23 protein-coding genes and 3 tRNA genes are annotated in these 24,864 nt (G+C 63.9%); 12 read left to right on the forward strand and 14 right to left on the reverse strand.

From position 1 onward, the window contains the following. Positions 1 to 14 precede the first annotated feature (14 nt). The 6 genes from ACSQ3N_RS06045 to ACSQ3N_RS06070 all read right to left on the reverse strand — a co-directional run bounded on the left by ACSQ3N_RS06045 (position 15) and on the right by ACSQ3N_RS06070 (position 5,189). A complete protein-coding gene (locus ACSQ3N_RS06045; RefSeq protein ID WP_056161382.1) occupies positions 15 to 647 on the reverse strand; it encodes a 50S ribosomal protein L25/general stress protein Ctc in 633 nt (210 codons plus the stop codon). A 167-nt stretch (positions 648 to 814) separates the two neighbouring features. Further along, positions 815 to 1,789, reverse strand: coding sequence for a ribose-phosphate pyrophosphokinase (locus ACSQ3N_RS06050; protein ID WP_056161385.1), 975 nt, complete (start codon positions 1,787 to 1,789; stop codon positions 815 to 817). A gap of 47 nt (positions 1,790 to 1,836) precedes the next feature. After that, a tRNA-Gln gene (locus ACSQ3N_RS06055) sits at positions 1,837 to 1,913 on the reverse strand. A gap of 30 nt (positions 1,914 to 1,943) precedes the next feature. Continuing rightward, on the reverse strand, positions 1,944 to 2,804 hold the full coding sequence (gene ispE, locus ACSQ3N_RS06060) for a 4-(cytidine 5'-diphospho)-2-C-methyl-D-erythritol kinase (RefSeq protein WP_436145832.1): 861 nt from the start codon (positions 2,802 to 2,804) through the stop codon (positions 1,944 to 1,946). A gap of 67 nt (positions 2,805 to 2,871) precedes the next feature. Continuing rightward, positions 2,872 to 3,411 (reverse strand): lipoprotein insertase outer membrane protein LolB, encoded by a 540-nt coding sequence (locus tag ACSQ3N_RS06065; RefSeq protein WP_436145833.1) that lies wholly within the window; start codon positions 3,409 to 3,411, stop codon positions 2,872 to 2,874. Continuing rightward, positions 3,411 to 5,189 carry a tetratricopeptide repeat protein gene (locus tag ACSQ3N_RS06070; protein WP_436145834.1) on the reverse strand — a complete coding sequence of 593 codons (1,779 nt, stop codon included), beginning with the start codon at positions 5,187 to 5,189 and terminating at the stop codon, positions 3,411 to 3,413. The genes ACSQ3N_RS06065 and ACSQ3N_RS06070 overlap by 1 nt, the downstream gene beginning before the upstream one ends. A 29-nt stretch (positions 5,190 to 5,218) precedes the next feature. Between ACSQ3N_RS06070 and mutM the strand changes: the two genes are divergently transcribed. The 3 genes from mutM to mutY all read left to right on the forward strand — a co-directional run bounded on the left by mutM (position 5,219) and on the right by mutY (position 9,173). Then, a complete protein-coding gene (mutM, locus tag ACSQ3N_RS06075) occupies positions 5,219 to 6,034 on the forward strand; it encodes a bifunctional DNA-formamidopyrimidine glycosylase/DNA-(apurinic or apyrimidinic site) lyase (RefSeq protein ID WP_436145835.1) in 816 nt (271 codons plus the stop codon). 110 nt (positions 6,035 to 6,144) lie between these two features. Continuing rightward, positions 6,145 to 8,106 carry a dynamin family protein gene (locus ACSQ3N_RS06080; protein WP_436145836.1) on the forward strand — a complete coding sequence of 654 codons (1,962 nt, stop codon included), beginning with the start codon at positions 6,145 to 6,147 and terminating at the stop codon, positions 8,104 to 8,106. Further along, on the forward strand, positions 8,103 to 9,173 hold the full coding sequence (gene mutY / locus ACSQ3N_RS06085; protein WP_436145837.1) for an A/G-specific adenine glycosylase: 1,071 nt from the start codon (positions 8,103 to 8,105) through the stop codon (positions 9,171 to 9,173). The genes ACSQ3N_RS06080 and mutY overlap by 4 nt, the downstream gene beginning before the upstream one ends. 42 nt (positions 9,174 to 9,215) lie before the next feature. Here the strand turns inward: mutY and rapZ are convergent, their stop codons facing one another. From rapZ to ACSQ3N_RS06100, 3 genes are read right to left on the reverse strand one after another with little or no spacing between them, the layout of a single operon-like run. After that, positions 9,216 to 10,079 (reverse strand): RNase adapter RapZ, encoded by an 864-nt coding sequence (gene rapZ / locus ACSQ3N_RS06090; protein WP_056161396.1) that lies wholly within the window; start codon positions 10,077 to 10,079, stop codon positions 9,216 to 9,218. Then, entirely contained in the window at positions 10,079 to 11,755 is a 1,677-nt protein-coding gene (gene recN / locus ACSQ3N_RS06095) for a DNA repair protein RecN (RefSeq protein ID WP_436145838.1), read from the reverse strand. Before recN ends, rapZ begins: the two co-directional genes overlap by 1 nt. 2 nt (positions 11,756 to 11,757) lie before the next feature. Then, complete coding sequence (locus ACSQ3N_RS06100; protein WP_056161402.1) at positions 11,758 to 12,654, reverse strand: NAD kinase; 897 nt, start codon at positions 12,652 to 12,654, stop codon at positions 11,758 to 11,760. 28 nt (positions 12,655 to 12,682) lie between these two features. On the opposite strand from ACSQ3N_RS06100, the gene hrcA reads away from it, so the two are divergent. The 4 genes from hrcA (at position 12,683) to greB (ending at position 14,756) form a co-directional block, all read left to right on the forward strand. Beyond that, positions 12,683 to 13,687 carry a heat-inducible transcriptional repressor HrcA gene (hrcA, locus tag ACSQ3N_RS06105; RefSeq protein WP_056161404.1) on the forward strand — a complete coding sequence of 335 codons (1,005 nt, stop codon included), beginning with the start codon at positions 12,683 to 12,685 and terminating at the stop codon, positions 13,685 to 13,687. Positions 13,688 to 13,741: 54 nt separating this feature from the next. Further along, positions 13,742 to 13,818 (forward strand) — tRNA-Ile (locus ACSQ3N_RS06110). A gap of 216 nt (positions 13,819 to 14,034) precedes the next feature. Further along, positions 14,035 to 14,111 (forward strand) — tRNA-Arg (locus ACSQ3N_RS06115). 78 nt (positions 14,112 to 14,189) lie between these two features. Next, entirely contained in the window at positions 14,190 to 14,756 is a 567-nt protein-coding gene (gene greB / locus ACSQ3N_RS06120; RefSeq protein WP_056161406.1) for a transcription elongation factor GreB, read from the forward strand. A 122-nt stretch (positions 14,757 to 14,878) separates the two neighbouring features. On the opposite strand, the gene ACSQ3N_RS06125 is transcribed toward greB, so the two are convergent. From ACSQ3N_RS06125 to ACSQ3N_RS06140, 4 genes are all read right to left on the reverse strand, one after another. Next, positions 14,879 to 17,161 carry a RelA/SpoT family protein gene (locus tag ACSQ3N_RS06125; protein ID WP_056161407.1) on the reverse strand — a complete coding sequence of 761 codons (2,283 nt, stop codon included), beginning with the start codon at positions 17,159 to 17,161 and terminating at the stop codon, positions 14,879 to 14,881. A 96-nt stretch (positions 17,162 to 17,257) separates the two neighbouring features. After that, positions 17,258 to 17,461 carry a DNA-directed RNA polymerase subunit omega gene (gene rpoZ / locus ACSQ3N_RS06130; RefSeq protein WP_005794722.1) on the reverse strand — a complete coding sequence of 68 codons (204 nt, stop codon included), beginning with the start codon at positions 17,459 to 17,461 and terminating at the stop codon, positions 17,258 to 17,260. A 17-nt stretch (positions 17,462 to 17,478) separates the two neighbouring features. Beyond that, positions 17,479 to 18,099 (reverse strand): guanylate kinase, encoded by a 621-nt coding sequence (gene gmk / locus ACSQ3N_RS06135; protein WP_436145839.1) that lies wholly within the window; start codon positions 18,097 to 18,099, stop codon positions 17,479 to 17,481. Positions 18,100 to 18,135: 36 nt separating this feature from the next. After that, positions 18,136 to 19,053 carry a YicC/YloC family endoribonuclease gene (locus ACSQ3N_RS06140; protein WP_436145840.1) on the reverse strand — a complete coding sequence of 306 codons (918 nt, stop codon included), beginning with the start codon at positions 19,051 to 19,053 and terminating at the stop codon, positions 18,136 to 18,138. Positions 19,054 to 19,128: 75 nt separating this feature from the next. On the opposite strand from ACSQ3N_RS06140, the gene ACSQ3N_RS06145 reads away from it, so the two are divergent. The 5 genes from ACSQ3N_RS06145 (at position 19,129) to hemW (ending at position 24,099) form a co-directional block, all read left to right on the forward strand. After that, complete coding sequence (locus tag ACSQ3N_RS06145) at positions 19,129 to 20,145, forward strand: serine/threonine protein kinase (protein ID WP_056161413.1); 1,017 nt, start codon at positions 19,129 to 19,131, stop codon at positions 20,143 to 20,145. Between the two features lie 37 nt (positions 20,146 to 20,182). Further along, positions 20,183 to 21,085, forward strand: a complete 903-nt coding sequence (locus tag ACSQ3N_RS06150) for a PP2C family protein-serine/threonine phosphatase (protein ID WP_056161415.1) — start codon at positions 20,183 to 20,185, stop codon at positions 21,083 to 21,085. Positions 21,086 to 21,400: 315 nt separating this feature from the next. Then, positions 21,401 to 22,138, forward strand: coding sequence for a ribonuclease PH (gene rph, locus ACSQ3N_RS06155; RefSeq protein ID WP_436145841.1), 738 nt, complete (start codon positions 21,401 to 21,403; stop codon positions 22,136 to 22,138). Between the two features lie 49 nt (positions 22,139 to 22,187). Further along, positions 22,188 to 22,787 (forward strand): RdgB/HAM1 family non-canonical purine NTP pyrophosphatase, encoded by a 600-nt coding sequence (gene rdgB, locus ACSQ3N_RS06160; protein WP_056161419.1) that lies wholly within the window; start codon positions 22,188 to 22,190, stop codon positions 22,785 to 22,787. A 49-nt stretch (positions 22,788 to 22,836) separates the two neighbouring features. Continuing rightward, complete coding sequence (hemW, locus tag ACSQ3N_RS06165) at positions 22,837 to 24,099, forward strand: radical SAM family heme chaperone HemW (protein ID WP_436145842.1); 1,263 nt, start codon at positions 22,837 to 22,839, stop codon at positions 24,097 to 24,099. An 89-nt stretch (positions 24,100 to 24,188) separates the two neighbouring features. Here the strand turns inward: hemW and ACSQ3N_RS06170 are convergent, their stop codons facing one another. Continuing rightward, positions 24,189 to 24,542 (reverse strand): I78 family peptidase inhibitor, encoded by a 354-nt coding sequence (locus tag ACSQ3N_RS06170; protein WP_436145843.1) that lies wholly within the window; start codon positions 24,540 to 24,542, stop codon positions 24,189 to 24,191. Positions 24,543 to 24,864: the final 322 nt, after the last annotated feature.

A 24,864-nucleotide genomic window follows, 5' to 3' on the forward strand; every position in this document is an offset into this window, starting at 1 on the left:
CGCAGAGCGAAGAATTACTTCTTGCCCTTGCCCTTGCCCTTGGCGTCGGCTGCAGGAGCGGCTTCTGCGGGGGTCTCGACCACCACGACAGGAGGCGTCACTGACACCAGCACGGGGTTGGTCTGGTTGCCGCGGATCTTGGCGGTCACGCCCTTGGGCAGCTTGATGTCCTTCAGGGTCAGGGACGAGCCCTTTTCCAGCTTGGACAGGTCCACAGCGATGAACTCTGGCAGGTCCGAAGGCATGCAGGTCACGTCGAGTTCGTTCACGATCGGGTTGACCATGCACTTGTCGACCTTGACGGCGTTGGACTCTTCAGCGCCGCTGAAGTGCAGTGGCACCTTCATGTGCAGCTTGGTCTTCTCGTCCACGCGCTGGAAGTCGATGTGCAGGACGAGTTGCTTGTAGGGGTGGTATTGCACGTCGCGCAGCAGGACCTTGGCGGTCTTGCCGGCCACTTCCATGTCCAGCACGCTGGAGTGGAATGCTTCCTTCTTGAGGGCGTGCCACAGTGCGTTGTGGTCGATCTCGATCAGTTGGGGTTCCGTAGCACCACCGTAGACGATGCCAGGTGTCTTGCCCGAAATGCGGAGACGGCGGCTCGCACCCGTGCCCTGCTTGGCGCGCTCAAAAGCGACGAAGTTCATATTTAGCTCCTGATAAGAGGCGACCGCGACCAGTCATCCCCTGTTTTAAAAAGGCTTGAGGCCACATGCCGCAAGCCTGCAAGTTGTTCCCGAACAAACAAACAACAAGCCTCCCGAGGGAGGCCTGTGCGCAGAACCGCTGCTGCCGTGCTCCCGAAGGAGCTGGGTCAGAACAGGTTTTCTTGGTCCGAGAACAGGCTCATCACCGACTCGCCCTTGGCAATGCGCTGGATCGTCTCGGCGATCAGCGGGGCCACGGAGAGTTGGCGAATCTTGGTGCATCCCTTGGCGTTGTCGCTCAGGGGGATGGTGTTGGTCACTACCACTTCATCGAGGGCCGAGCCCTTGGCGATGCGTTCAATGGCAGGGCCCGAGAAAATGGGGTGCGTGCAGTAGGCGTACACCTTCTTGGCGCCGCGCTCCTTGAGCACCTCGGCCGCCTTCACCAGCGTGCCGGCGGTGTCGATCATGTCGTCCATGATCACGCAGTTGCGGCCTTCGATTTCGCCGATCACGTGCATGACTTCGGACACGTTGGCCTTGGGGCGGCGCTTGTCGATGATGGCCAGGTCGCAGTTGAGCTGCTTGGCCAGCGCACGGGCACGCACCACGCCGCCCACGTCGGGGGACACGACGATCAGGTCCTCGTAGTTCTTCTGGCGCAGGTCGCCCAGCAGAACGGGAGAGGCATAGATGTTGTCGACCGGGATGTCGAAGAAGCCCTGGATCTGGTCGGCATGCAGGTCCATGGTCAGCACGCGGGCCACGCCCACGGTCTGCAGCATGTTGGCCACCACCTTGGCCGTGATCGGCACGCGGCTGGAGCGGGGGCGGCGGTCTTGCCGTGCATAACCAAAGTAGGGGATCACGGCGCTGATGCGTTCAGCCGATGCGCGCTTGAGCGCATCCACCATGATCAGCAGTTCCATGAGGTTTTCGTTGGTGGGAGCGCAAGTGGACTGCACCACGAAAACGTCGCGTGCACGCACGTTCTGCTTGATTTCAACGGTGACTTCACCGTCAGAGAAACGACCCACGTCGGCAGCGCCCAGGGTGGTACCCAGGTGCTGGGCGATTTCAGCTGCCATGCCAGGATTGGCATTGCCGGTGAAAACCATGAAGTCGGGGTGATTGGCTTGCATGAGAGTCCCAGCAGTCTGAAAATAATGCCCGTACGCGAGAAGATATTTGGCAGGGGAAGAAGGATTCGAACCTTCGCATGCCGGAATCAAAATCCGGTGCCTTAACCAGCTTGGCGACTCCCCTACACAGGTCAATTGCCGAAGGCAACCAACCTTAATTCTCGTCCGATGCCCAACCCGCAAGAGGGTGAATCATCAGATTTTCACATGCCTTGACCTGCCAGCCCTGGGGGGCTCCATCCAGATCAACTGCATGAGACATTTGCGCAAACACCGCACTGCCTGAGCCTGTCATCCTGCCTTGCAATCCGCGTGACCTGAGCCATTCGAGGGCTTCGGTAACTTGCGGGCAAAGAGCCTGGGCAACTGGCTGCAAGTCATTTCGACCGAAGTCAAAGTGTGCTGCAGCAAAGCCTAAGATTGTAGCACTGTCTGAATCACGTTTCAAACTCGGCGACGAAAAAATTAATTTTGTCTCCAAGCCTGCTGCAGGCTTCACGATCGCGAAGCGTGCTGGTGGCAGCTGGTGCACTTTCTCAAGCGGCGTGATTGTCTCACCAATTCCCTCCACAAAAGCGTTACGGCCGCGTAAAAAAAACGGAATGTCGGCGCCGAGCGTGATGCCGATCCTTTCCAGCGCGGCGCGGGGCAGGTGCAAGCCCCACAGCCGGTTGAGCGCCAGCAGCGTCGTGGCGGCGTCGGACGAGCCGCCGCCCATGCCTGCTTGCGCAGGGATGCTCTTGCTCACGGCAATGTGTGCACCCTGTGTGCAGCCTGTGGCCGCTTGCAGTGCGCGGGCTGCCTTGATCGTCAGGTCCACATCAGGCAGTGCAGCGCCGAGGTCCTCGCGGGTGATCTCCTGGCTTGCGCTGCGGCGTTCGAAGTGCAGTGTGTCGCACCAGTCCACCAGCATGAACACCGACTGCAGCAGGTGGTAGCCGTCATCACGCCGCCCGGTGATGTGCAAAAAAAGATTGAGCTTTGCCGGAGCCGGCACGTCGTAGAGGGCTTGCATGGACAGGGCGGGGCGCGAACGCTTGCGGATTGACGGCGCTGGCGGTGACCAGCAAAGAACGGCAGGATTAGCGTGTCAGTGCCACACGCAGCGTGGCCTGGGGCTGCGGGTCATCCCGGTGCGCCACGAGGCGCCCATCAGCAACGCCCGACAGATCGGCACGCCAGCCGGGCGCAGCGGCCTGTGTGCCCTGAAGCCAGCTGAACAACGCGGTCACCGGAATGCGGGTGCCCGTCACCTCTTGGAGCAAGGTGTCGAGCGAGTCGGAGCTGCGGGTCTCCTGCGAGCTCACAAGCTGCGCATGGCCGTCTTTCCAGTCGAGCTGCGCCAAGCGATTGCCCAGCGGGCTGAGCAGCACCAGCCCGCCTGCTTTGGCATTGCCCCGCAGTTCGAACATGGCTGAGAACGACTGCGAATCCTGGCCCTCGACCTGCAGTGCGAGGCGGCCGCTCCAGCTGTCTTCGTCGGCGGCAGCTTTCTGCAGAGGTTGCGCACAGCCCGCCAGCCACAAGGCGCAAATGGCCAGCATGAAGCGCCATCCGATGAATGCGCTTTGGGTTTGCGCCGCCATCGCCAGGCGGGGCATTGCGCCGTACAGACTCTGCATCAGAGCTTCACCCCGAGGCGTGCCAAGGTTTCTTTCAATGTTTCGTTGTCAGGGCTCACGCGCTGACCTTCCTTCCAGACTTTCAACGCGGCGTCCTTGTCGCCCAAGCTCCAGAGCACCTCTCCCAAGTGGGCGGCGATCTCTACGTCGGGTCGCCCTTTGTAGGCGGTTTCCAGCAGTTTGCGGGCCTCTGCCTTGTTGCCCAGGCGAAACTCCACCCACCCCAGGCTGTCAGTGATGAACGGGTCGTTGGGCGCGAATTCGAGCGCCTTCAGAATCAGTTGCTTGGCCTCGGGCAGCTGCTGGCCACGCTCGGCCAACGAGTAACCCAGGGCGTTGTAGGCGTGGTGGTAGTCCGGCTTCTGGGCGATGACCTGGCGCAGCAGCCGCTCCATGGTGTCCACCTGTCCGGCCTTCTCGGCCAGCATGGCCTGGTCGTACACCAGCTCGGTGTCTTGCGGCGCCAACGCCACGAGCTCGGTCTGGACTTTGTAGGCTTCCTGGTACTGCCGCTGGTCGCGCAGCAGTTGCACTTCTGCAGCCAGCTTCATGCGCTTGTCGTCTGCCGAAGTGCCCGGCAGGTTGCGCAGCAAGGCGCGGGCCTGCTCGATCTTGCCCTGGCGCGCCATCAGCGACGCACGGCGCATCTGCGCGCTGAAGACCTCTTCCACGTTGTCGATGCGCTTGAGCCATGCCTCGGCTCCGGCGAAGTCCTGTTTCTTTTCGGCGATCTGTGCATGCAGCAGATATGCCTGCGTCATGCCGCGCTGGCGCACTTCCGCATCGTCCAAGGCGGACAGCAGGTCCATGTAGCGCTTGAGGTCGTTCTCGGCCGCTGGCAAGCGGTTGTCCTGCAGATGCAGTGTGGCCAGTACCAGCCAGGCTTCTACCAGGTCCGGCTTTTCTTTTGTCGCGGCTTCGAGCTGTCGGGCTGCGTCTGCATAGCGTTGCTGGCCCAGCAGAACCCGCGCATAGGCCATGCGCAACTCCGGAACGGGTTGCTTGGACAAGGCCTGCACGACCAAGGGCTCCGCCTCTGGGCTGCCCTCGTCCATCAGCTCCAGCGCCAACTGGGCAGAGCCCTCGCTGCCCACGTCCAGTGCCTGCGCCTTGCGTGCGGCGTCCAGGGCGCCTGCCTTGTCGCCGGCGGCCATGCGCAGGCGGCCGAGGGACACCCACGCCACCGGCCCGGTCGCTGGATTGGTCAGCTCATTGACGAGGGCTGCTTCCACCACCTTGGCCGCCAGGGCCTTGTCGCTGGCTCGTCCATACACCTGGGGCAGGGCAGACAGCATGGCCGCCTTGCTGCGGGGTGGCGATAGTGCGAGTTCCAGGCGCAGCAAGTCGGGGGTTTCGCCGATGCGGTTCAGGGCCACCAGAATCTGCAGCACGTAGCGGTTGGCCTCGCGGGATTCGGGCAGGGCCTGCTTCCAGGCCTGCGCCGCTGCCAACGCGTATTCACCGGATCGGGACTGCAGCGCGATGTCTGCAGCGCGTTGGTACAGCTGTCCGTCGGCGCTGCGGCGGGCTGCTTCCAGCATGAAGGCATAGCCGGCACCCGGGTCACCGGTGCGGGCACTGACTTCGCCCAGCAGGATTTCGTAGAAGAGTTCCGCATCGAGCGCGGGGTTGGAGACCACGGGCGCCTCTGCAGGCGCAGAGGGTGCGTTTGCGCCCGGCGATTGCGCATACGCTGAACAAGCCGCAACCGCGATCGCTGTTGCCAGGGCGGTGGTCCGAAAGCTGTGAAATAACACCATCGGGTCATAATAATCCATGCCCGTTAACCCGATGTAGGTCGCGATCTATGCCTGAGTTGCCCGAAGTGGAAGTCACGCGCCGCAGTTTTGCGACGGCAATTGCCGGGGCGAGCATCGAGGGCGTCGCCATGGGCAAGCCGCTGCGGTGGCCGCTGGGGTGCGACCCCGAGGTTCTGGTCGGCCAGCAGGTGCTGGGGCTGCGCCGGCGGGGCAAATATCTGCTGGCAGATACCAGCCAGGGGTTGCTGCTGCTGCACCTGGGCATGTCCGGCAGCCTGCGCTTTGGCCACGGCCTTCCGCCGCCAGGCGTCCATGACCATTTCGACATGGCCACCAGCCATGGCACGCTGCGGCTGCACGATCCGCGGCGATTCGGTGCGGTGGTGTATACCCAGGGCGAGCAGGACCCTGTAGCCATCAAGCTGCTCGATACGCTGGGCATGGAGCCCTTGTCGGATTCTTTCTCCTTGCCCGCTTTTCAGGCCGGACTGAAAAAAAGCCGCACACCCATCAAGCAGTTGCTGCTGGGCGGCAAGCTCGTGGTGGGGGTGGGCAACATCTATGCATCCGAGGTGCTGTTTCTGGCAGGCATCCGCCCCACCACGGTTGCGGCGCGCATAGGCCCGGCCAGGGTGCGCAAGTTGCACGAAGCCATCGTGACGGTGCTGGCCAGGGCGGTGGAAATGGGCGGCAGCACGCTGCGCGACTTTTCCAGCGCCGACGGCATGGCCGGGCATTTTCAAACGCAGGCCAATGTCTATGGGCGCGAGGGGGCGGCTTGCCATGTCTGCAGCACCCCCATCAGGCTGCTGCGCCAGGGTCAGCGAAGCACTTACTTCTGCGCGCAATGCCAACGCACATGAAGATTGCGGAGCCCGAACTTCGCACTTCAGCACAGTCTGTGGACGGTCAATGCTATATTTTGTGCATGCCTGCTTCGTAGGCCCTATATATAGATATCTCCGGGAGCACAGTGGGACCCTCATTCAACGAACAGTTCGACCAGCATGGCGTCTGGAGACGTGAATTCGCCCAGCAGCTCAAGCGGCTGGGCGACTGGATGTCTTCGCATGACCTCATGGACTCGGCGGTGCGCGAGCGCCTGCACAGGCTGGAAGAACAGGTTCGCAGCGACAAGGTCATGGTGGCTTTTGTCGCGGAGTTCTCGCGTGGCAAGTCCGAGCTGATCAACGCCATCTTCTTCGCCGACTACGGCCGGCGCATCATGCCGGCCAGCGCCGGGCGCACCACCATGTGCCCCACGGAGCTGGGGTATGAAGCCAATGTGCCCCCGAGCCTGCGGCTGTTGCCCATCGAAACCCGGCTGCAGGTGCAAAGCCTTGCAGAATGGCGGATGAAGCCGGAGCGTTGGCACGAGATACGGCTGGATGTCGGCAATGCCGACCAGATCGCCAAGGCGCTGGAAAAAGTGGCCGAAGTGCGCAAGGTCAGCCTGGACAACGCACGGGCGCTGGGCTTCTGGCACGACGACCTGGTCGACGAGAACCCCGTCCCGGACGCCCACGGCATGGTGGAAGTGCCGATGTGGCGCCACGCCATCATCAATATTCCGCATCCGCTGCTCAAGCAGGGCCTGGTCATCCTCGATACGCCAGGTTTGAATGCCGTGGGCGCCGAGCCGGAGCTGACCGTCAACCTGATTCCCCAGGCCCATGCGGTGGTGTTCATCCTGAGTGCGGACACCGGCGTGACGCGGTCCGATCTGTCGATCTGGCGCGAGCACCTGGCCATCTCTGCCGACAGCATGGACGCGCGCCTCGTGGTGCTGAACAAGATCGACACCTTGTGGGACACGCTCAATTCCGCCGAGCAGGTACAGGCCCAGATAGAGCGCCAGTGCCAGACGTCTGCCGAGATGCTCGGCGTGCCGCTGGAAAGAGTGGTGCCTGTCTCCGCGCAGAAGGGCCTGGTGGCCAAGATCACGGCCGACGACCTGTTGCTGGAAACCAGCGGCCTTCCGGTGTTGGAGGAGGCGTTGGCCAAAGGCATCATGGGCCAGCGGCAATCCATCTTGCGGTCTGCCGTGGCCCATGGCGTGGCCAATTTGCGCACCGAGACGTCGCGGGTCATCAACATCCGCCGCCGTGACCTCGATGACCAGATGGCCGAGCTGCGCAGCCTGCGCGGCAAGAACGCGTCGGTGATCGAGTCGATGCGCCAGCGTATCGAGCAGGAGCAGCGCGAATTCGACCTGAGCACCTCCAAGATCCAGGCCGTGCGGGCTGTGCACCTCAAGCTGTTGCGTGATGTGTTCCAGCAGCTGGGCGCCAAGTCGCTGAAGGGCGAGCTGTCCGAGCTGGCGCAGACGTTGCAGCAAAAAGGGCTCAAGCTGGGCGTCAAGAAAATATACGTCCAGACCTTCGACAAGTTGCGCAGCACGATGGACAAGGCCCAGGCGTCTGGCACTGAAATTCAGGCCATGCTGGGCGGGACTTTCCGGCAGTTGAATGCCGAGTTCGGATTTTCGCTGCAGGTGCCGCCCCCGCCGCAGTTGGAGCATTTCACGCACGATCTTCACCAGATCGAACAGAGCCACCTGCAGTACCTCGGCATGGGCAATGCCCTAAAGTTGGCACAGCCCGAATTTGCAGAACGATTGGTGCGTGCGCTGGCCATGCGCTTGCGCACGGTCTACGAGTCCGCGGCCAATGACCTGGAACTGTGGAGCAAGTCGGCCACCGCGCAACTGGATGCCCAACTGCGCGAGCGCCGCCGCAGTTTTGCACGTCGCATGGAAGCGGTAGACCGTATCCAGCAGGCTGCCAGCGGACTGGTCGAACGCATTTCCGAGATCGAAGCGGGTGAAGAAGAGCTGGGCCAGCTGGAGCAAAAGCTCCACGAACTGACGTCCAAGCTGGTCGCGCCCCCCGCCGTCGAAACCCTGGATGCCGACAAGCAACTTTTATCGGCATGAGTGAGGAACTGGGCGGTAGCGTTGCCGAGCGCGTAGTCGCTTGGCAAATGGCCAGTGGCCGCAATCATCTTCCGTGGCAGCAAACCCGCGATCCGTACCGGGTGTGGTTGTCGGAAATCATGCTGCAGCAGACCCAGGTCAGCACGGTGCTGGATTACTACGCGCGGTTCCTGGCCCGCTTTCCGGATGTCGCTGCGCTGGCTGCCGCGCCGCAGGACGAGGTCATGGGCCTGTGGAGCGGCCTGGGCTACTACACCCGCGCCCGCAACCTGCACCGCTGTGCGCAGCAGGTGATGCTGGAGCATGGCGGGGCGTTTCCCCGTACGGCGGAAGTGCTGGCCACCTTGCCTGGCATCGGCCGATCCACCGCGGGGGCCATTGCCGCTTTCTGCTTTTCAGAACGTGTCCCGATCCTGGACGCCAACGTGCGCAGGGTGTTGACCCGGCTGTTGGGGTTCGATGCAGATCTGGCGTCCGCCAAGAACGAGCGTGTGCTGTGGGAGCATGCCCAGGCGCTGCTCCCTGACCGTGATCTTGTGAACGCCATGCCTCGCTACACGCAGGGGTTGATGGACCTCGGGGCCACGGTGTGTGTGCCGCGGGCGCCGCGCTGCGAGGTGTGCCCGTTGAACCAAGTCTGCGTGGCTTTCAAGAACGGCGATCCGGAGCGCTACCCGGTCAAGACCCGCAAGCTTTCGCGCCGTTCTGAATCCTGGCAGTTGCTGGTGCTCAGAAACCCGCAAGGGCAGGTGTGGCTGCAGCGGCGTCCGGGGGCTGGCATATGGGCGGGCATGCACTGCGTTCCCATTTTTGAAGACAGTGCGTCGTTGCATCGGTGTGTGCAGACCTTGCAGGCTTTCCGCGGCGTGTCGGTGCAGGAGTTGCAGCCCTTCGTTCATGTGCTGACGCACCGCGATTTGCACCTGCATCCTGTGCTGGTCACTGGCGTGGGGACGTCCCAGCCGATGGACGACGGCGAATGGCTCGGCGCTGGCCAGTGGAGTTCCGTCGGGCTGCCTGCGCCCATTCGCAAGCTGCTGGATACGACCCAAGCCTCGCTGTGGTGAGGTCGGGGCAGGCAGGCATGAAGACGCTCGGGTCGCCGCGTGTCAGCGACCGTCCAGCTCACGGTGCCTGCGCAGGGCAGTCCATCGGTCGCTGAACACCTCCGCAAGCCTTTCCACCAGGTACACGGAGCGGTGCTGGCCCCCGGTGCAGCCGATGGCCACCGTGACGTAGCTGCGGTGGTTGCGGTCCAGGAACTCCAGCCAATGCGCCAGGAACTGCTCGATGTGCGTCTGCATCAACGACACCTCTGTCTGTTGGCGCAAGAAGCGCGCGACAGGCTCATCCAGGCCCGTCAGTTCGCGCAGCGCAGGCTCGTAGTGCGGGTTGGGTAGCATGCGCACGTCGAACACGTAGTCCGCATCCATCGGTATGCCGCGCTTGAATGCAAAGGACTGAAAGACGAGGGTCAGTTGACCGTGCGTCGTGGTCATCAGTCCCTTCACGTAGCTTTGCAGCTGCGATGACCTGATGGTGCTGGTGTCTATCACGTGCGACTGATCGCGCAACTCGGCCAGAAGCTCGCGCTCCTCCTCGATGATCTGCACCAGTGCCTTGCGTCCTTGCTGCAGGTCTGCGTGCGACAACGGGTGGCGCCGCCGCGTCTCGGAAAAGCGCCGCACCAGCGTGTCGATGGTGGCATCCAGAAAGATGGATTGCACTGATACGCCCTGGCTGCGCAGCCGGGCCAGCTCCTGCGGGACCTGGTGCAACGATGTGGCACTGCGCACATCCATGGCGATGGCCAGGCGGTGGCCGTGGTGGTGGTGTTCCAGGGCGACGAATGCGGGGAGCAACTCAGGGGGCAAATTGTCGACGCAGTAGTACCCGGCATCTTCCAGCGCGTGCAGGGCCACGGACTTGCCGGAGCCCGACATGCCGGTGATCAGGACGATTTCCAACGCCATCAGCGGGCCCTTTCCTGGGGCGCTGCGGCGGTCGCCAGGTCCAGCATCTCGCGGGCGTGATTCAGGGATGCATCGGTGGATTTTTCACCGCCCAGCATGCGCGCAATCTCCGCCACACGGGTTGTGCCCTGCACGGCGACCACCGAGCTCGTCGTTCCGTCCGGGCTCTTGCGCTTGGCGACCTTGAGGTGGTGGTGGGCGCAGGCGGCCACCTGCGGCAGGTGGGTGACGGCCAGCACCTGGCGATCGCTCCCCAGTTGCTGCATGAGCCTGCCCACGGTTTCGGCCACGGCCCCGCCCACACCCGAGTCCACCTCGTCAAAAATCAGCGTGGGCGCCAGCCCGAGTTCACTGGTCGTCACGGAGATCGCCAGCGAGATCCGCGACAGCTCCCCGCCCGAGGCCACCTTGCCAATCGGCTTGGGCGTCATGCCGGGGTGTCCCGCCACCAGAAACACCACATCGTCGATGCCGTGGGACGACGGCTCTGCCGACTTGCTCACGGAGACTTCGAACTTGCCGCCTTCCATGCCCAGCCCCTGCATGGCCTGCGTAATGGCCAGAGACAGCTTGGGCGCCGCCTTGGCCCGCCCCAGCGACAAGGCGCGGGCCGCCGCCTGATAGGCCTTTGCACTGGCGGCTTCGGCCGCTTCCAGGCGCTCCAGATCGGTCGCGGCATCCAGCTGCTGCATCTCGCCCTTCCAGCCCCTCAGCAACGCCGGAAGCTCAGCGGGTGTGCGCTTGTACCGGCGCGCGAGCGTCATCCATTGCGAGATGCGCGTGTCGAGCTCTGCCAGACGCTGCGGGTCGATTTCTGCGTGCCGCAGGTACAGCTGCAGCGAGTGGGCCACGTCGCTCGCCTGGGCGAGGCTCGATGCCAGGATATCGGCAAGGCTTGCGAACTCGGGCTCGATATGTTCCTGCCCATGCAGCAGTGCATGGGCACGGCCAATGCCGGCCAGTGCGCCCGTGTCGTCGTCCTGCAGCGCATGCAGCGCACCCTCGGCACCGTCCAGCAAGGCCTGGGCATGCGACAGGCGCTTGTGCTGGGCGTCGAGTTCTTCCCATTCGCCATCGGCGGGCGAGAGCTTATCCACCTCGCCGATCTGCCATTGCAGCCGTTCGCGTTCCTGCTGCAAGTTGGCTTGGGCCTGACGGGCCTGCTCCAGAGTTTTTTGATCGGTACGCCACCGCGTCCAGCGCGTCGACGTGTCGGCGCTGTTCAGCCCTGCGAACGCATCCAGCCGCCCGCGCACGGAGTCCGGCCGGGTCAGGCTTTGCCAGGCGTGTTGACCGTGGATGTCCAGCAGCAAGTCTCCCAGCGAGCGCAACTGCGCCGCTGTGGCGGGCGTGCCGTTGATCCAGGCGCGGCTCTTGCCCTGCACATCGATGGTGCGGCGCAAGAGCAACGGCCCGTCGGTCTCGAAACCAGCATCTTCCAGCCAGGGCGCGATGTGGGCAGGGTTGTCGAATTCGGCGCAAAGGTCCGCCTTGGTCGCGCCTTCTCGAACCGTGCCGGCATCTGCGCGCGAGCCCAGCACGAGCTGCAGCGCGTCGATGAGGATGGACTTGCCTGCACCGGTCTCACCGGTCAGCACAGTGAACCCGGGGCTCAGTTCCAGCTCCAGCGACTCCACGATGACAAAGTCACGCAGGGTGATGCGTCGCAGCGCCATGGTCAGGAGCCTCCTTCGTTCCAGCGCAGCTTCTTGCGCAGGGTGGCAAAGTAGTTCCAGCCCAAAGGATGCAGAAACCGCACGCAGTGCTCTGAGCGTTTGACCAGAATGCGGTCGCCGTGCAGCAGCGATGCCAGCGACTGCATGTCAAAGTTGGCGCTGACATCCCGGCCGCTGACCACCTCGACGGCCACCTCGGTGGCATCCGACAGCACAATGGGTCGGTTGGACAAGGTGTGGGGCGCGATGGGCACGAGCACCCAGCCCGGAATGGAAGGGTGGAGCATTGGTCCGCCGGCGGACAGCGAATACGCCGTCGACCCGGTGGGTGACGCGATGATGAGCCCGTCGGCACGCTGGTTGGCCACAAAGCGCCCGCCCACCTCGACGCGCAACTCCACCATGCCCGATGTGGCCCCGCGGTTGACGACCACGTCGTTCATCGCCAGCGCCTCGAACACCACTCTTTCATCGCGCACGACCCTGGCGTGCATGAGCGGCCTGAGGTCCTCTTCGTATTCGCCCCGCAGCATGGGCGCCAGCGTGGCCTGATAGGCATCGAAAGGAATATCGGTGATGAAACCCAGGCGCCCCTGGTTGATGCCGATCAGCGGCGTGCCGAAGCGGGCCAGCCGGCGACCGATGCCCAGCATGGTGCCGTCGCCCCCCACCACCAGGCCCAGGTCGCACTGGGCGCCTATCTCGTCTACAGTGAGTGCTGGGTAGTGCGCCAGGCCCATGTTGCTGGCAGTCTCGGCTTCGAGGGCCACTTCGCAGCCCTGCTGTTCTAAAAAGTGAGCGATACCTTCGAGTGCCTGGCGCGAAGTGTCGCCTGCAGAGCCCGCTGATGAAGCCTGGTACTTGCCTATGAGGGCGACATGGCGGAAATTGGAGGTCATCACGAAATTACATCATTAAAATCATTCCATGCTCGATGACCGTGCCAAGTTGTTGCTCAAAGCCCTGGTCGAGCGTTACATCGCCGACGGGCAGCCCGTGGGCTCAAGAACTCTGTCGCGCGCGTCGGGGCTGGACCTGTCGCCCGCGACCATCCGCAACGTGATGGCCGACCTGGAGGAGCTGGGCTTGATCGCCAGCCCGCACACCTCTGCCGGACGCATTCCTACTGCGCGGGGCTACCGGCTGTTTGTGGACACGATGCTTACCGTGCAGCGCGACTCATTCATGCCCGCGCAGCTCGCGCCGGAGCAGCCTCAGAAGGTCATCGCCAACGCGGCACAGCTGCTGTCCAACCTGTCGCAGTTTGTCGGCGTGGTCATGGCGCCCAGGCGCACCTCTGTTTTTCGGCACATCGAGTTTTTGAAGCTGTCAGAACGGCGCTTTCTGGTGATCATCGTGTCGCCGGAAGGGGATGTGCAAAACCGCGTGATCTTTACCGAGGTCGACTACTCCGCATCGCAGCTGATAGAGACCTCGAATTTCTTGAATGCTCACTACGCGGGCCTGGCCATGGAGCAGGTGCGCGAACGCCTGAAGTCCGAGGTGGATGCGCTGCGGGGCGAAATCGCATCGCTCATGCAGGCCGCGGTGAATGTGGGTTCCGAAGCCATGTCGGCGGCGCAGGACGAGGTGGTGATATCCGGCGAGCGCAACCTGCTGGCCGTGAGCGATTTTTCCAGCGACATGGGCAACCTGCGGCGGGCCTTCGATCTCTTCGAGCAGAAGACCCAGATCCTGCGTCTGCTGGACATCTCCAGCCAGGCAGAAGGCGTGCGGATCTACATCGGCGGCGAGAGCCACGTGGTGCCGTTCGAAGAACTGTCGATAGTCAGCTCGCCCTACGAAGTGGACGGCAAGGTGGTCGGCACGCTCGGCGTGATCGGCCCTACGCGCATGCCGTACGACCGGATGATCCAGATCGTGGACATCACCTCCAAGCTGGTGTCCAACGCGCTCAGCCACCGCAAGTAAGCCCCTACAATACGGCGCTTGCCCCGTTGTGTATGCAGCGCAGGAGCATGGCTTGGGGCGTTAGCTCAGTTGGTTAGAGCAGAGGACTCATAATCCTTTGGTCGTTGGTTCAAGTCCAACACGCCCTACCACCACCATCCACCATCGATGCGTGGGCGGTGTTTGCAGATCAAAGCCATTTTTCTTGCCGGCTTCAGCCCGTTTTCCTTTTGGACGTGCTGCAGTGCATTACAATCTCGGCTTGCGCTGAATTGTGCTTTTGTTGATGTGCTGCTAGCAGCAAGGGTCAGCAAGAAAATGATGATTTTCAAGGGCCGCCAAGAAATCATGCTATAATTCAAAGCTTAGCGGCTGTAGCTCAGCTGGATAGAGTACTTGGCTACGAACCAAGGGGTCGTGGGTTCGATTCCTGCCAGCCGCACCAATGTTTAAAGCCTGCAATCGCAAGATTGCAGGCTTTTTCATTTGTCCCAGCGTTTCTCGCTGACAGGGGAGATCTGCGATGAGCAAGGCCTTTACCAAAGAAACCGATGCGTCCGATGACGACGAGTTGGTACTGCCAGCGTTACCCGCTGGCGGCAAGAACTACATCACCCCGGCCGGATATGCGCGGCTGCGGGATGAGTTGCTGGACCTGATCGACAACGAGCGCCCCAAAGTGGTGGAGGCCGTGCACTGGGCTGCCAGCAACGGGGATCGGTCTGAAAACGGCGACTATCTCTACGGCAAAAAACGTTTGCGAGAGATCGACCGGCGCATTCGCTTTCTCACCAGGCGGCTCGAGATTGCCGAGGTGGTGGACCCCAGCCTGCACGTGGGCAGCGACCAGGTGTTCTTCGGCGCCACAGTCACTTACATCGATGACGAAGGGGTTGAGCGCACGATCACCATCATGGGCATCGACGAGGCGGACAGCCGCGAGTCGCAGGTGAGCTGGATCTCGCCGGTGGCGCGTGCGCTCTTGAAGGCACGGGTGGGGGATGAGGTGCAGCTGCCTACGCCCGGTGGCGTGCGAAGCCTTGAAGTGGTGGCGGTGCAGTACCCCCAGCGCATCGAAGCCGCCGGCTAGCAGCATCAACAGCGCGGCATCGTTACGTCACTTCAGGTCACGTCAATTCGATCGTTCGCTCACTAGCTCCACCTCACACCAGTTGACGCTGATGCGGCGCACAGCGCAGCGCTGGCGCCCGCTCAGGCTGCCTGCGGCGTGATGCGAACGGCGCGAATGACGGCCTGCGTGCGCCGCAAGTTGCGCAGCGCAGTTTCGAGGTGGATCTGGTCGCGCACTGCCACGATGAAGCGCAAGTCCGTGGTGTCCAGGGCTGCCTCGTCATCCATGTCCACATGGGTGATGTCGGCTTCCGAGCTGGCCAGTTCTGCGGCCACGCGGGCGAGCACGCCTTTGCCGTTGGTAACGGTCACGACGACGCCGGTTTCGAACATGCGCGTGGGCTCGTCAGACCAGTCCACCGCAATGAACCGCTCGCTGTCCTTGTGCTGCAGCCGTTTGGCCACGGTGCAATGCGCGTTGTGGACGACCAGGCCCTCGCCACGGCCCAGGTAGCCGACGATGCTGTCTCCCGGCACAGGGCGGCAGCAGGTCGCATATTGCACCGAGGCGTTTTCGCTGCCGTCCAGGGTCACCGCGCCTTGCGACAGTGTCTCGTGGGACGTGTAGCGCTCCCGCGTCATGAGCAGGGCGTCTGGGCGGTGGCCGTGTTCGGACATCAGCACCATCAGCCGCTTGGCCACGATGCTGGCGATGCGTTTGCCCAGGCCCAGGTCGGTCATGAGCTCGCTGCGGGTCCGGTTGCCGGTAAAGCGCAGCAGCTTGTCCCACAGGGGTTGTGTTTCTGCAGACACCGGTGGCAGTTGCTCCAGCCCCTCGGCGCGGATGGCCTGGGTCAGCAGTTTTTCGCCCAAGCCTTCGGATTCAGTCTGGGCCAGGGTCTTGAGGTAGTGCCGGATTTTCGAGCGTGCGCGGCCGGTGCGGACAAAACCCAGCCACGCCGGGTTGGGCGTGGACACTGGCGCGGTGATGACTTCCACCACATCGCCGTTCTTGAGCTCGGTGCGCAGGGGTACCTGCTCGTTGTTGATCTTGGCGGCCGTGGTGCGGTCGCCCACATTGCTGTGGATGGCATACGCAAAGTCGACCACCGTGGCGCCACGCGGCAAGGCCATGATCTGGCTCTTGGGCGTGAAGACGTACACCGCGTCGGGGAACAGGTCGACCTTCACGTGGTCCCAGAACTCCGCCGCGTCGCGGGTTTCGTTCTGGATGTCGAGCAGCGACTGCAGCCACTTGGTACCCAGGCGCTCGGCAGACGTGCCGTCGCCATCCTGTGCCTTGTACAGCCAGTGCGCTGCCACGCCGGCTTCGGCAATGACGTGCATCTCGTCGGTGCGCATCTGGAACTCGATGTTCACGCCCGAGGGGCCTACCAGGGTGGTGTGCAGCGACTGGTAGCCGTTGAGCTTCGCAATCGCGATGTGGTCCTTGAACTTGCCCGGCACGGGCTTGTACATCTGGTGCAGCACACCCAGTGCGGTGTAGCAGTCTGTCACCGTGGGCACGATCACGCGGAAACCGTAGATGTCCGTCACCTGGGCAAAGCTCAGGTGTTTGAGGTCCATCTTCTGGTAGATGGCGTACAGGGTCTTCTCGCGGCCGGCCAAGCGCACCTGCATGCCGATCTTGGAGAAGGCGGCATCGACCTCGGTCTGCACCCGCTGCACCAGGTCGCGGCGGCGGTTGCGCGACTTGTTGACCGCCTTGGACAGCGTGGCGTAGCGCCAGGGGTGCAGGTGGCGGAACGACAGGTCCTGCAGCTCGCGGTAGGTCTGGTTCAGGCCCAGGCGGTGGGCGATGGGTGCGTAGATCTCCAGCGTTTCCGACGAGATGCGGCCCCATTTGCTGCGCGGCATGTCCGACAGCGTGCGCATGTTGTGCGTGCGGTCGGCCAGCTTGATCAGAATGACTCGGACGTCGCGGGCCATGGCCAGCAGCATCTTGCGGAAGGATTCGGCCTGGTTTTCTTCGCGGGTGTTGAACTGCAGCTTGTCCAGCTTGGTGAGTCCGTCCACCAGTTCTGCCACCGGTGCGCCGAAGCGGTCGATGAGGTCCGCCTTGGTGACGCCGCAGTCTTCCATGGCGTCGTGCAGCAGCGCTGCCATGAGCGCCTGCGCATCGAGCTTCCAGCTGGCGCACTGGGCGGCCACGGCAATCGGGTGCGTGATGTAGGGCTCGCCGCTGTTGCGCAACTGGCCTAGGTGGGCCTCGTCGGCAAACCGGTAGGCCTGGCGCACCTGCTCGATGCTGGTGGCGTCCAGGTAGTCCAGGCTGTCGGTCAGCGCGGCAAAGCTGGCCGCAGCTGCATTGGCCGCCGCTGCAGCTGCCGAGAGTGTCCCTGCCGAGGGCGAATCGCCAGGCCGGGGCTGCGTTGCAGAAGGTGAGTTGAGCACCGCGTTCATGCCTTTAATGTAGCGCGGGAGCGCACCCGGCGAGTTCGGCGCAAAAAAAAGCACCGCTGGCGCGGTGCTTTTTGCGGGCGCGGCCCGGCAGAAACCTCAACCAGGAACCTTCTTGAGCATCTCCAGACCCACTTTGCCTTCGGCGATTTCGCGCAGGGCGGTCACGGCGGGCTTGTTGCGGCTTTCGATACGGGGAGCATGGCCCTGGCTCAGCATGCGAGCGCGGTAAGTGGCTGCCAACACGAGCTGGAAACGGTTGGGGATCTTTTCCAGACAGTCTTCTACGGTGATGCGTGCCATGGGGTGTACTCCGGGATTCAGGTGATATTGAGCGACTGGAAGGTGTCAGCACGCGCGCGGCGCTGGGCGGCGTACTTCAGGCGCTGGGCATGAACCACGGCTTTCAGGTCGAAGAGCGCGCGTTCAAACAACTCGTTGATTATAACGAAGTCGAATTTACTGACCTGGGCCATCTCTTCGGCCGCGTTCTTGAGGCGCACTTCGATGACGTCGGGAGAGTCCTCGCCCCGGCGCTCCAGGCGCGAGCGCAGCTCTTCCCAACTGGGCGGGAGGATGAACACCAAAATGGCGTTGGCAAACGCCTGCTTGATCTGCAAGGCGCCCTGGAAGTCGATCTCCAGAATCACGTCCGTGCCCTGGGCAATGCGCTCCTCGATGGCTTTCTTGGAGGTGCCATAGCGGTTGCCGTGGACGTGCGCCCACTCGACGAAAGCGTTGCCTTCGATCATGGCGTCGAACTCGGGCTGCGATGCAAAGTAGTAGTCGCGCCCGTGCTTTTCCTGCCCGCGGGGGGGGCGGGTGGTGTGCGAGATCGACAGGTGGACGTGGGAGTCAAGTTCCAGCAGGGCCTTGACCAGGCTGGATTTGCCAGCGCCACTGGGCGCCGCCACTACGAAAAGGTTTCCTGGATAGTCCATAACGAATATGCGTCCAGCGCTATCAAAACTCGGGTGTCATTCAATATTCTGCACCTGCTCGCGCATCTGCTCGATCAGCACCTTCATGTCCACGCTGATGCGCGTGAGGTCGAGTGCGGCCGACTTGGAGCCCAGGGTGTTGGCTTCGCGGTGCAGTTCCTGGATGAGAAAGTCCAGCCGTTTGCCCACTTCACCGCCTTTTTTCAGCAGGCGCTCGATTTCGTCGAGGTGCGAGTCGAGCCGGGTGATTTCCTCGGCCACGTCGATGCGGATGGCAAAGGCCGTGGCCTCTGTCAGGGCGCGGTCGCGCGCGGCCTCGGGTGCCACGGCGCCGTCGGTGAGCGCCATGGCTTCCTTCCAGCGCTCCATGAAGCGGGTGCGTTGCTGATCGACCAGCTGGGGCACCATGGGGACGGCCTGCGCCGCCAGGGCGCGCAACTGCTTGAGGCGGTCCTGGAGCATCGCGGCCAGGCGCTTGCCTTCGCGTTCGCGGGCGGCCATGAGGGCGTCGAGAGCCTCTTCCGCCAGGGCAGGAACCGCGTCGCTCCAGTCTTCGCTCGCCGAGGGGGCGTTGGCGCACAGGCGCAGCGCGTCTGCCACGGTGAGGGGGGCGGCGTTGGGCAGCCAGGCCTTCACCGAGTCCTGGATGGAATTGAGCCGCTGCAGCAGGCGCGGGGGCGGGTCCTGCAGCGTGTTGCTGTCCTCGGACTCCAGCGCGGCGCGCACTTCGACCTTGCCGCGCTTCAGGCGCGCGGTCAGCAGGCTGCGCAGGGCGGGCTCCTGCGCGCGCAGTTCGTCGGGCAGGCGGAAAGACAGGTCCAGAAAGCGGCTGTTGACCGAGCGGATTTCGAGCCCCAGCCGGCGCGACGGCGTCGCGCGGGCATCGGTTTCTGCGCCAGTGGCGGACGCGCCATGCTGTGCGCTGGCGTATCCGGTCATGCTGTAAACTGGCATTGGACTTTTTGATGGTTGCTTGCGATCCGGCGATTATCCGGGTTCCGCTCTACCCCCGAGTCATCTTCGCAAAATATGTCAAAAATCAAGCCGGCTCCCTTGCCGCCCGACACCGCCATTGGTGGATACCGCGTGGTTCGCAGGGTGTCCTCCGGGGGCTTTGGTGTGGTGTATCTCGCCACCGACAGCGAAGGCCAGCAGGTCGCCATCAAGGAATACCTCCCCTCGTCGCTGGCCACCCGCGGCCCCGGCGAGCTGCTCCCCAAGGTGCCGTCCGAAAAGCTCTCGCTGTACCGCCTGGGCCTCAAGAGCTTCTTCGAAGAGGGCCGCTCGCTCGCCCAGATCTCGCATGCCTCTGTCGTGAGCGTGCTCAATTTCTTTCGCGAGAACGAAACCGTCTACATGGTGATGAACTACCTGGAGGGCGCGACCCTGCAGGACTTCATCATCACCGCGCGCGACCTGAAGACGCAGAAGGTCTTTCGCGAATCCACCATCCGCTCGTTGTTCGACGAGGTGCTGCGCGGGCTGCGCATCGTGCACCAGCACAAGATGCTGCACCTGGATATCAAGCCGGCCAACATCTTCATCACCGACGACAACAAGGCCGTGATGATTGACTTCGGCGCCGCGCGCGAGGTGCTGTCCAAGGAAGGCAACTTCATTCGCCCCATGTACACCCCCGGCTTTGCCGCGCCCGAGATGTACCGGCGCGACTCGTCGATGGGCCCGTGGACCGACATCTATGCCATCGGTGCCTGCATCTATGCCTGCATGCAGGGCTTTCCGCCCAACGAGGCGCCCCAGCGCATCGAAAAAGACCGCCTGTCCCTGGCGCTGACCAAGCTGCGCGGCGTGTACTCCGACAACCTGATCGAGGTGGTGGAGTGGTGCATGGCGCTCGACCCGCTGTCGCGCCCGCAGTCGGTGTTTGCGCTGCAAAAGGAGCTCAGCCGCGAGGGCGAGCGCCGCTACACCAAGCTGTCCGTCGGCGAAAAAATGCGGCTGCAGTTGGACACACTCGTGTCCGACACCAAGAAGAATGTGCAGAAGGTGGGCGAAGCCACCGGTATCGGAGCCAAACCCAAATGAACACGACTGACGCCCAGCGGGTAGGGGTGGGGCGCCCATGAAGTTCTCCGTATTCCAGATCAGCCGCCGCGGCGGCCGCGAGAAGAACGAAGACCGCATGGGCTATTGCTACACGCGCGAGTCGGGCCTGTTCGTGCTGGCCGACGGGATGGGCGGGCACCCCGAGGGTGAAGTCGCCGCGCAGATTGCGCTGCAGACCATCTCGGCGCTGTTCCAGCGCGAGGCCAAGCCACAGCTCAAGGACGTGCAGGAGTTTCTCTCGGGCGCCTTGCTCGCGGCCCACCACCAGATCCTGCGCTACGCCACCGACAAGGGCATGCTCGACACGCCGCGCACCACCCTGGTGGCTGCGGTGGTGCAGGCCGGCACGGCCACCTGGATCCACTGCGGCGATTCGCGCCTGTACATGGTGCGCGACGGCGACCTGCTGACCCGCACCCGCGACCACTCGTACATGGAACTGCGCAACTCGCCGCCACCGGGGCTGGAGCGCATCAACCGCAACGTGCTGTTCACCTGCCTGGGCTCGCCCACCAAGCCGATCTACGACATCACCGGCCCGGTGTACCTGGAGCAGGGCGACCGGATTCTGCTGTGCTCCGACGGCCTGTGGGGCACGCTCAGCGATGAAGACATCTCCAAGCAGATCGCCCGCAACACGGTCTCGCATTCCGTGCCCGACCTGGTGGAGGCTGCGCTGCGCAAGGCTGGCGACAGCAGCGACAACGTCACCGTGATCGCGCTGGAGTGGGAGACGCCCGACGCGTTCGAGTCCACCCAGGGCGTGTCCACCGACAGCATCAGCGACGACGTGTTCGCGTCCACCATCCAGGCCGGCCCGCTGGACGGGCTGGTGGACGACCTCGATGACGAAGCCATTGAACGCTCCATCGCAGAGATCAACGAGGCCATCCGGCGGTCTGCGGCCAGAAAGGCGTGACGCGTTTCGCCGTGCCGCTGTGCACGTTGCGGCTTGTAGTGCGCCGCTGCGACCGGTGAGCTACCGTGCCATTCGGCCGTGCAGCACCACCAGTACGACGTGATTCATGCTGTGCCGCGATGGTTGGCGTGAGCGGAGCGGGACGGTACGCGCGCTGAACGAATCACCGCCCACTGCCGCCAGCAGTGCCCGTGCAGTGCCCGTGCATTGCCCGTGCATTGCCGGCCGTGTGCGGATGGACCGTTGGACTTTCCTTTTTTAGGCCTTCGCGCCGGGTGACTCCGGCGGGCTGCATTTTTGAGAACTGACACCACCATGACCACTTTCAACCGCACCGGCGGCCGCGCCGCCGACCAACTGCGCCCTGTGCGCATCACCCGCCACTACACCATGCATGCCGAAGGTTCGGTGCTGATCGAGTTCGGCAACACCAAGGTCCTGTGCACGGCATCCGTCGAAGAACGCGTGCCACCGCACAAGCGCGGCAGCGGCGAAGGCTGGGTCACGGCCGAATACGGCATGCTGCCGCGGTCCACGCATTCCCGCAACGACCGCGAGGCCGCGCGCGGCAAGCAAAGCGGCCGCACGCAGGAGATCCAGCGCCTCATCGGCCGGTCGCTGCGCGCGGTGTTCGACCTCAAGCTGCTGGGCGAGCGCACCATCCAGCTCGACTGCGACGTGATCCAGGCCGATGGCGGCACCCGCACCGCGGCCATCACCGGCGCGTGGGTGGCTGCGCACGATGCGGTCAGCCGGCTGCTGGCCAGCGGCAAGATCACGCGGTCGCCGCTGCTGCAGCCCGTGGCGGCCATCTCCGTGGGCATCGTGCAGGGCATGCCGCTGCTGGACCTCGAATACGTGGAAGACGTCGACTGCGACACCGACATGAACGTGGTGCTGACCGGCGCGGGCCATTTTGTCGAAGTGCAGGGCACGGCCGAGGGGGCGGCCTTTACCCGCGCCGAAATGGACCAACTGCTGGCCCTCGCTGAAAAGGGCATTGCCGAACTCGTGGCCCTGCAGCAGCAGGCGCTGGCTGTGAATGCTCCTTAATTGATAGCTACTAGCGCTTGCTAGGCAAGCGGTAGCGGACATTTTGACCATGAAAATCGTACTTGCATCCAATAACCGCGGCAAGCTGGCCGAGCTGCAGGCCATGCTGGCCCCGCTGGGCGTAGAGCTGGTGCGCCAGGCCGACCTGGGCGTGGGCGAGGCCGACGAGCCCTTTCGCACCTTTGTGGAAAACGCGCTGGCCAAGGCGCGCTTCGCCTCGGCGCACACCGGGCTGCCCGCCCTGGCTGACGATGCCGGCCTGTGCGTGGACGCCTTCGGCGGCCTGCCCGGTGTGGACACGGCTTACTACGCCACCCAGTTCGGCTACGACAAGGGCGACGACACCAACGTGCAGGCGCTGCTGGAGCAGATGCAGGCCGTGGACCAGCGCCGCGCGGCCATGGTCAGCACGCTGGTCGCCGTGCGCAGCCCCGAAGACCCCGAGCCCCTGATCGCCGTGGGCCGCGTGGTCGGAGAGATTGCGCGGGAGCGCCGCGGCAGCAACGGCTTCGGGTTCGACCCCATCATGTTCATCCCCGAGTTCGGCAAGACCTTTGCAGAGCTGCCCGTCGAAGTGAAAAACGCCCACAGCCACCGCGGCCGCTCAGCGCAGCAGATGCTGGCGCTGCTGCGCGAGCGTTGGCTGTGAGCGCCACCGCGTTGCACAGCCAGGGCTATTTGTCTGCAGGGCCTCCGCCATGAACACCATTCCCATCACACCTGCAGCCACGGCCGCGCCCGCAGAGCCCGCGCCCCAGCGCGACATCCAGCACTACATGCGCCCGGGCCTGTTGCAGCTGCAGAGCCTGCCGCCGCTGTCGCTGTACGTGCACCTGCCGTGGTGCCTCAAGAAGTGCCCGTACTGCGACTTCAACTCGCACGAAGCCCGCGGCGACGCCGATGCTGGCGGGTCCGCCGTGCCCGAGCAGCGCTACATCGACGCCCTGATGGCCGACCTGGAGTCCGCGCTGCCGCTGATCTGGGGGCGCACGGTGCACAGCATCTTCATCGGTGGCGGCACGCCCAGCCTGTTTTCGCCCGCCTCCATCGATCAGCTCATCGGCGGCATCCGTGCCCGTCTGCGGCTGGAGGCCGACTGCGAGATCACGATGGAGGCCAACCCCGGCACCTTCGAAAAGGACCGCTTCCGCGCGTTCCGCGGTGCGGGTATCACGCGCCTGTCCGTAGGGGTGCAAAGCTTCAACGACCGGCACCTGATGGCCCTGGGCCGCGTGCACGACCGCGCGCAGGCCCTGGCGGCTGTCCAAGAGGCGGCAGACGCGTTCGACACCTTCAACCTCGACATCATGTACGCGCTGCCGGGGCAGACCATGGAGGAGCTCGAGCAGGACATGCAGACCGCGCTGGCCCTGAAGCCGCCGCACATCTCCATCTACCACCTCACCATCGAGCCCAACACCTATTTCGCCAAGTACCCCCCGGCCATCCCGGAGGATGACCTGGCCTACGCCATGCTCGACCGCATCACCGAGATGACGGGCCAGTCAGGCATGGACCGGTACGAGATCTCGGCCTATGCACAGCCCGGCCACCAGTGCTTTCACAACACCAACTACTGGCAGTTCGGGGACTATCTGGGCATTGGCGCCGGCGCGCACAGCAAGCTCAGCTTTGCGCACCGCGTGGTGCGGCAGGTGCGCTTTCGCGAGCCGCGGCTGTACATGGACCAGGCCCTGGCAGGGCGCCCCGTGGCGCAGGATGAAGAGGTCAAGCGCGCCGACTTGCCGTTTGAATTCATGCTCAACGCCTTGCGCCTGCGCGACGGCTTTGCCCTGCAGGACTTCACGGAACGCACGGGCCTGCCGATCACGGCCATCGCCAAAAGCCTGCAGGAGGCGGAGCGCAAAGGCCTGATCGAGCGCGACATGGCCCGTGTGCGGCCTACCGAGCGGGGCTTCGATTTCCTGAGCGACCTGCAGGAACTGTTTCTCGCCCATTGAGCGGCAACCAACCCTGAGATCGCCGGGCGCTCACTGGCCTATTTGTCCACGCACGTGGGCGTGGGGGCCAAGCGCCCCGGCGGCAAATCTCATCCGCAGTTCACCGCCACAATGCGCCCGCTCGCGTCGACCTCCAGGTTCAGGCGCTGGGCATTGAACTCCTTGGTGATCATCTGACCGGGCCGCAGGATGCGGGCGATCTGCGCGCCCGACCGTGCGCGCGCGGTTTCCACCACGGTGGACGTGCTGTTCTGCCCCACAGCGCCCTGGGCCGGTTGCGCCGTGCATTGGCCGGTGGCAGGCGGGGGCGGCGGCGCGCTGGCGCTCGGGGTGCCTGCGGCGCCGCTGGATGCTGCGGGCGCCGTGCCGTAGTTGGAGCAGCCGCCAAGGGCCGCGGCGGCAAGGATCAGGCTAGTCGAGACGATGCGGATGGGTCGGGACATGGCAGGAACTCCTCAGAAATTGGATGCAGTCACCTTAAAGGAACGCCTCGGTGATGGGGGTGTCCACAGGTAACAGCAAGGGCCTTGCAGCATATTGTTTGGATGGTCGAAATTTGACCGCATCCATGTGCAAATTGAAAAATCGGTTTCGTCCTACATGCTGAGTTTTTGTGCGGTTTTACTATCACCAAGTCGACACCCTCTCGACATCCCTCCCGCTTGCAACAAGCAAGTGTTAAGCCCGCACTACGCGGGCTTTTTTTTGGTCGTGCGGCTTGTGCTGCGGGCTTGGCGCGCCATGCCGACGAGAAGCATGTTGTGC

The organism is Acidovorax sp. LjRoot194, from assembly GCF_964253015.1.
In the GTDB taxonomy this organism is placed as follows: Bacteria; Pseudomonadota; Gammaproteobacteria; order Burkholderiales; family Burkholderiaceae_C; genus Acidovorax.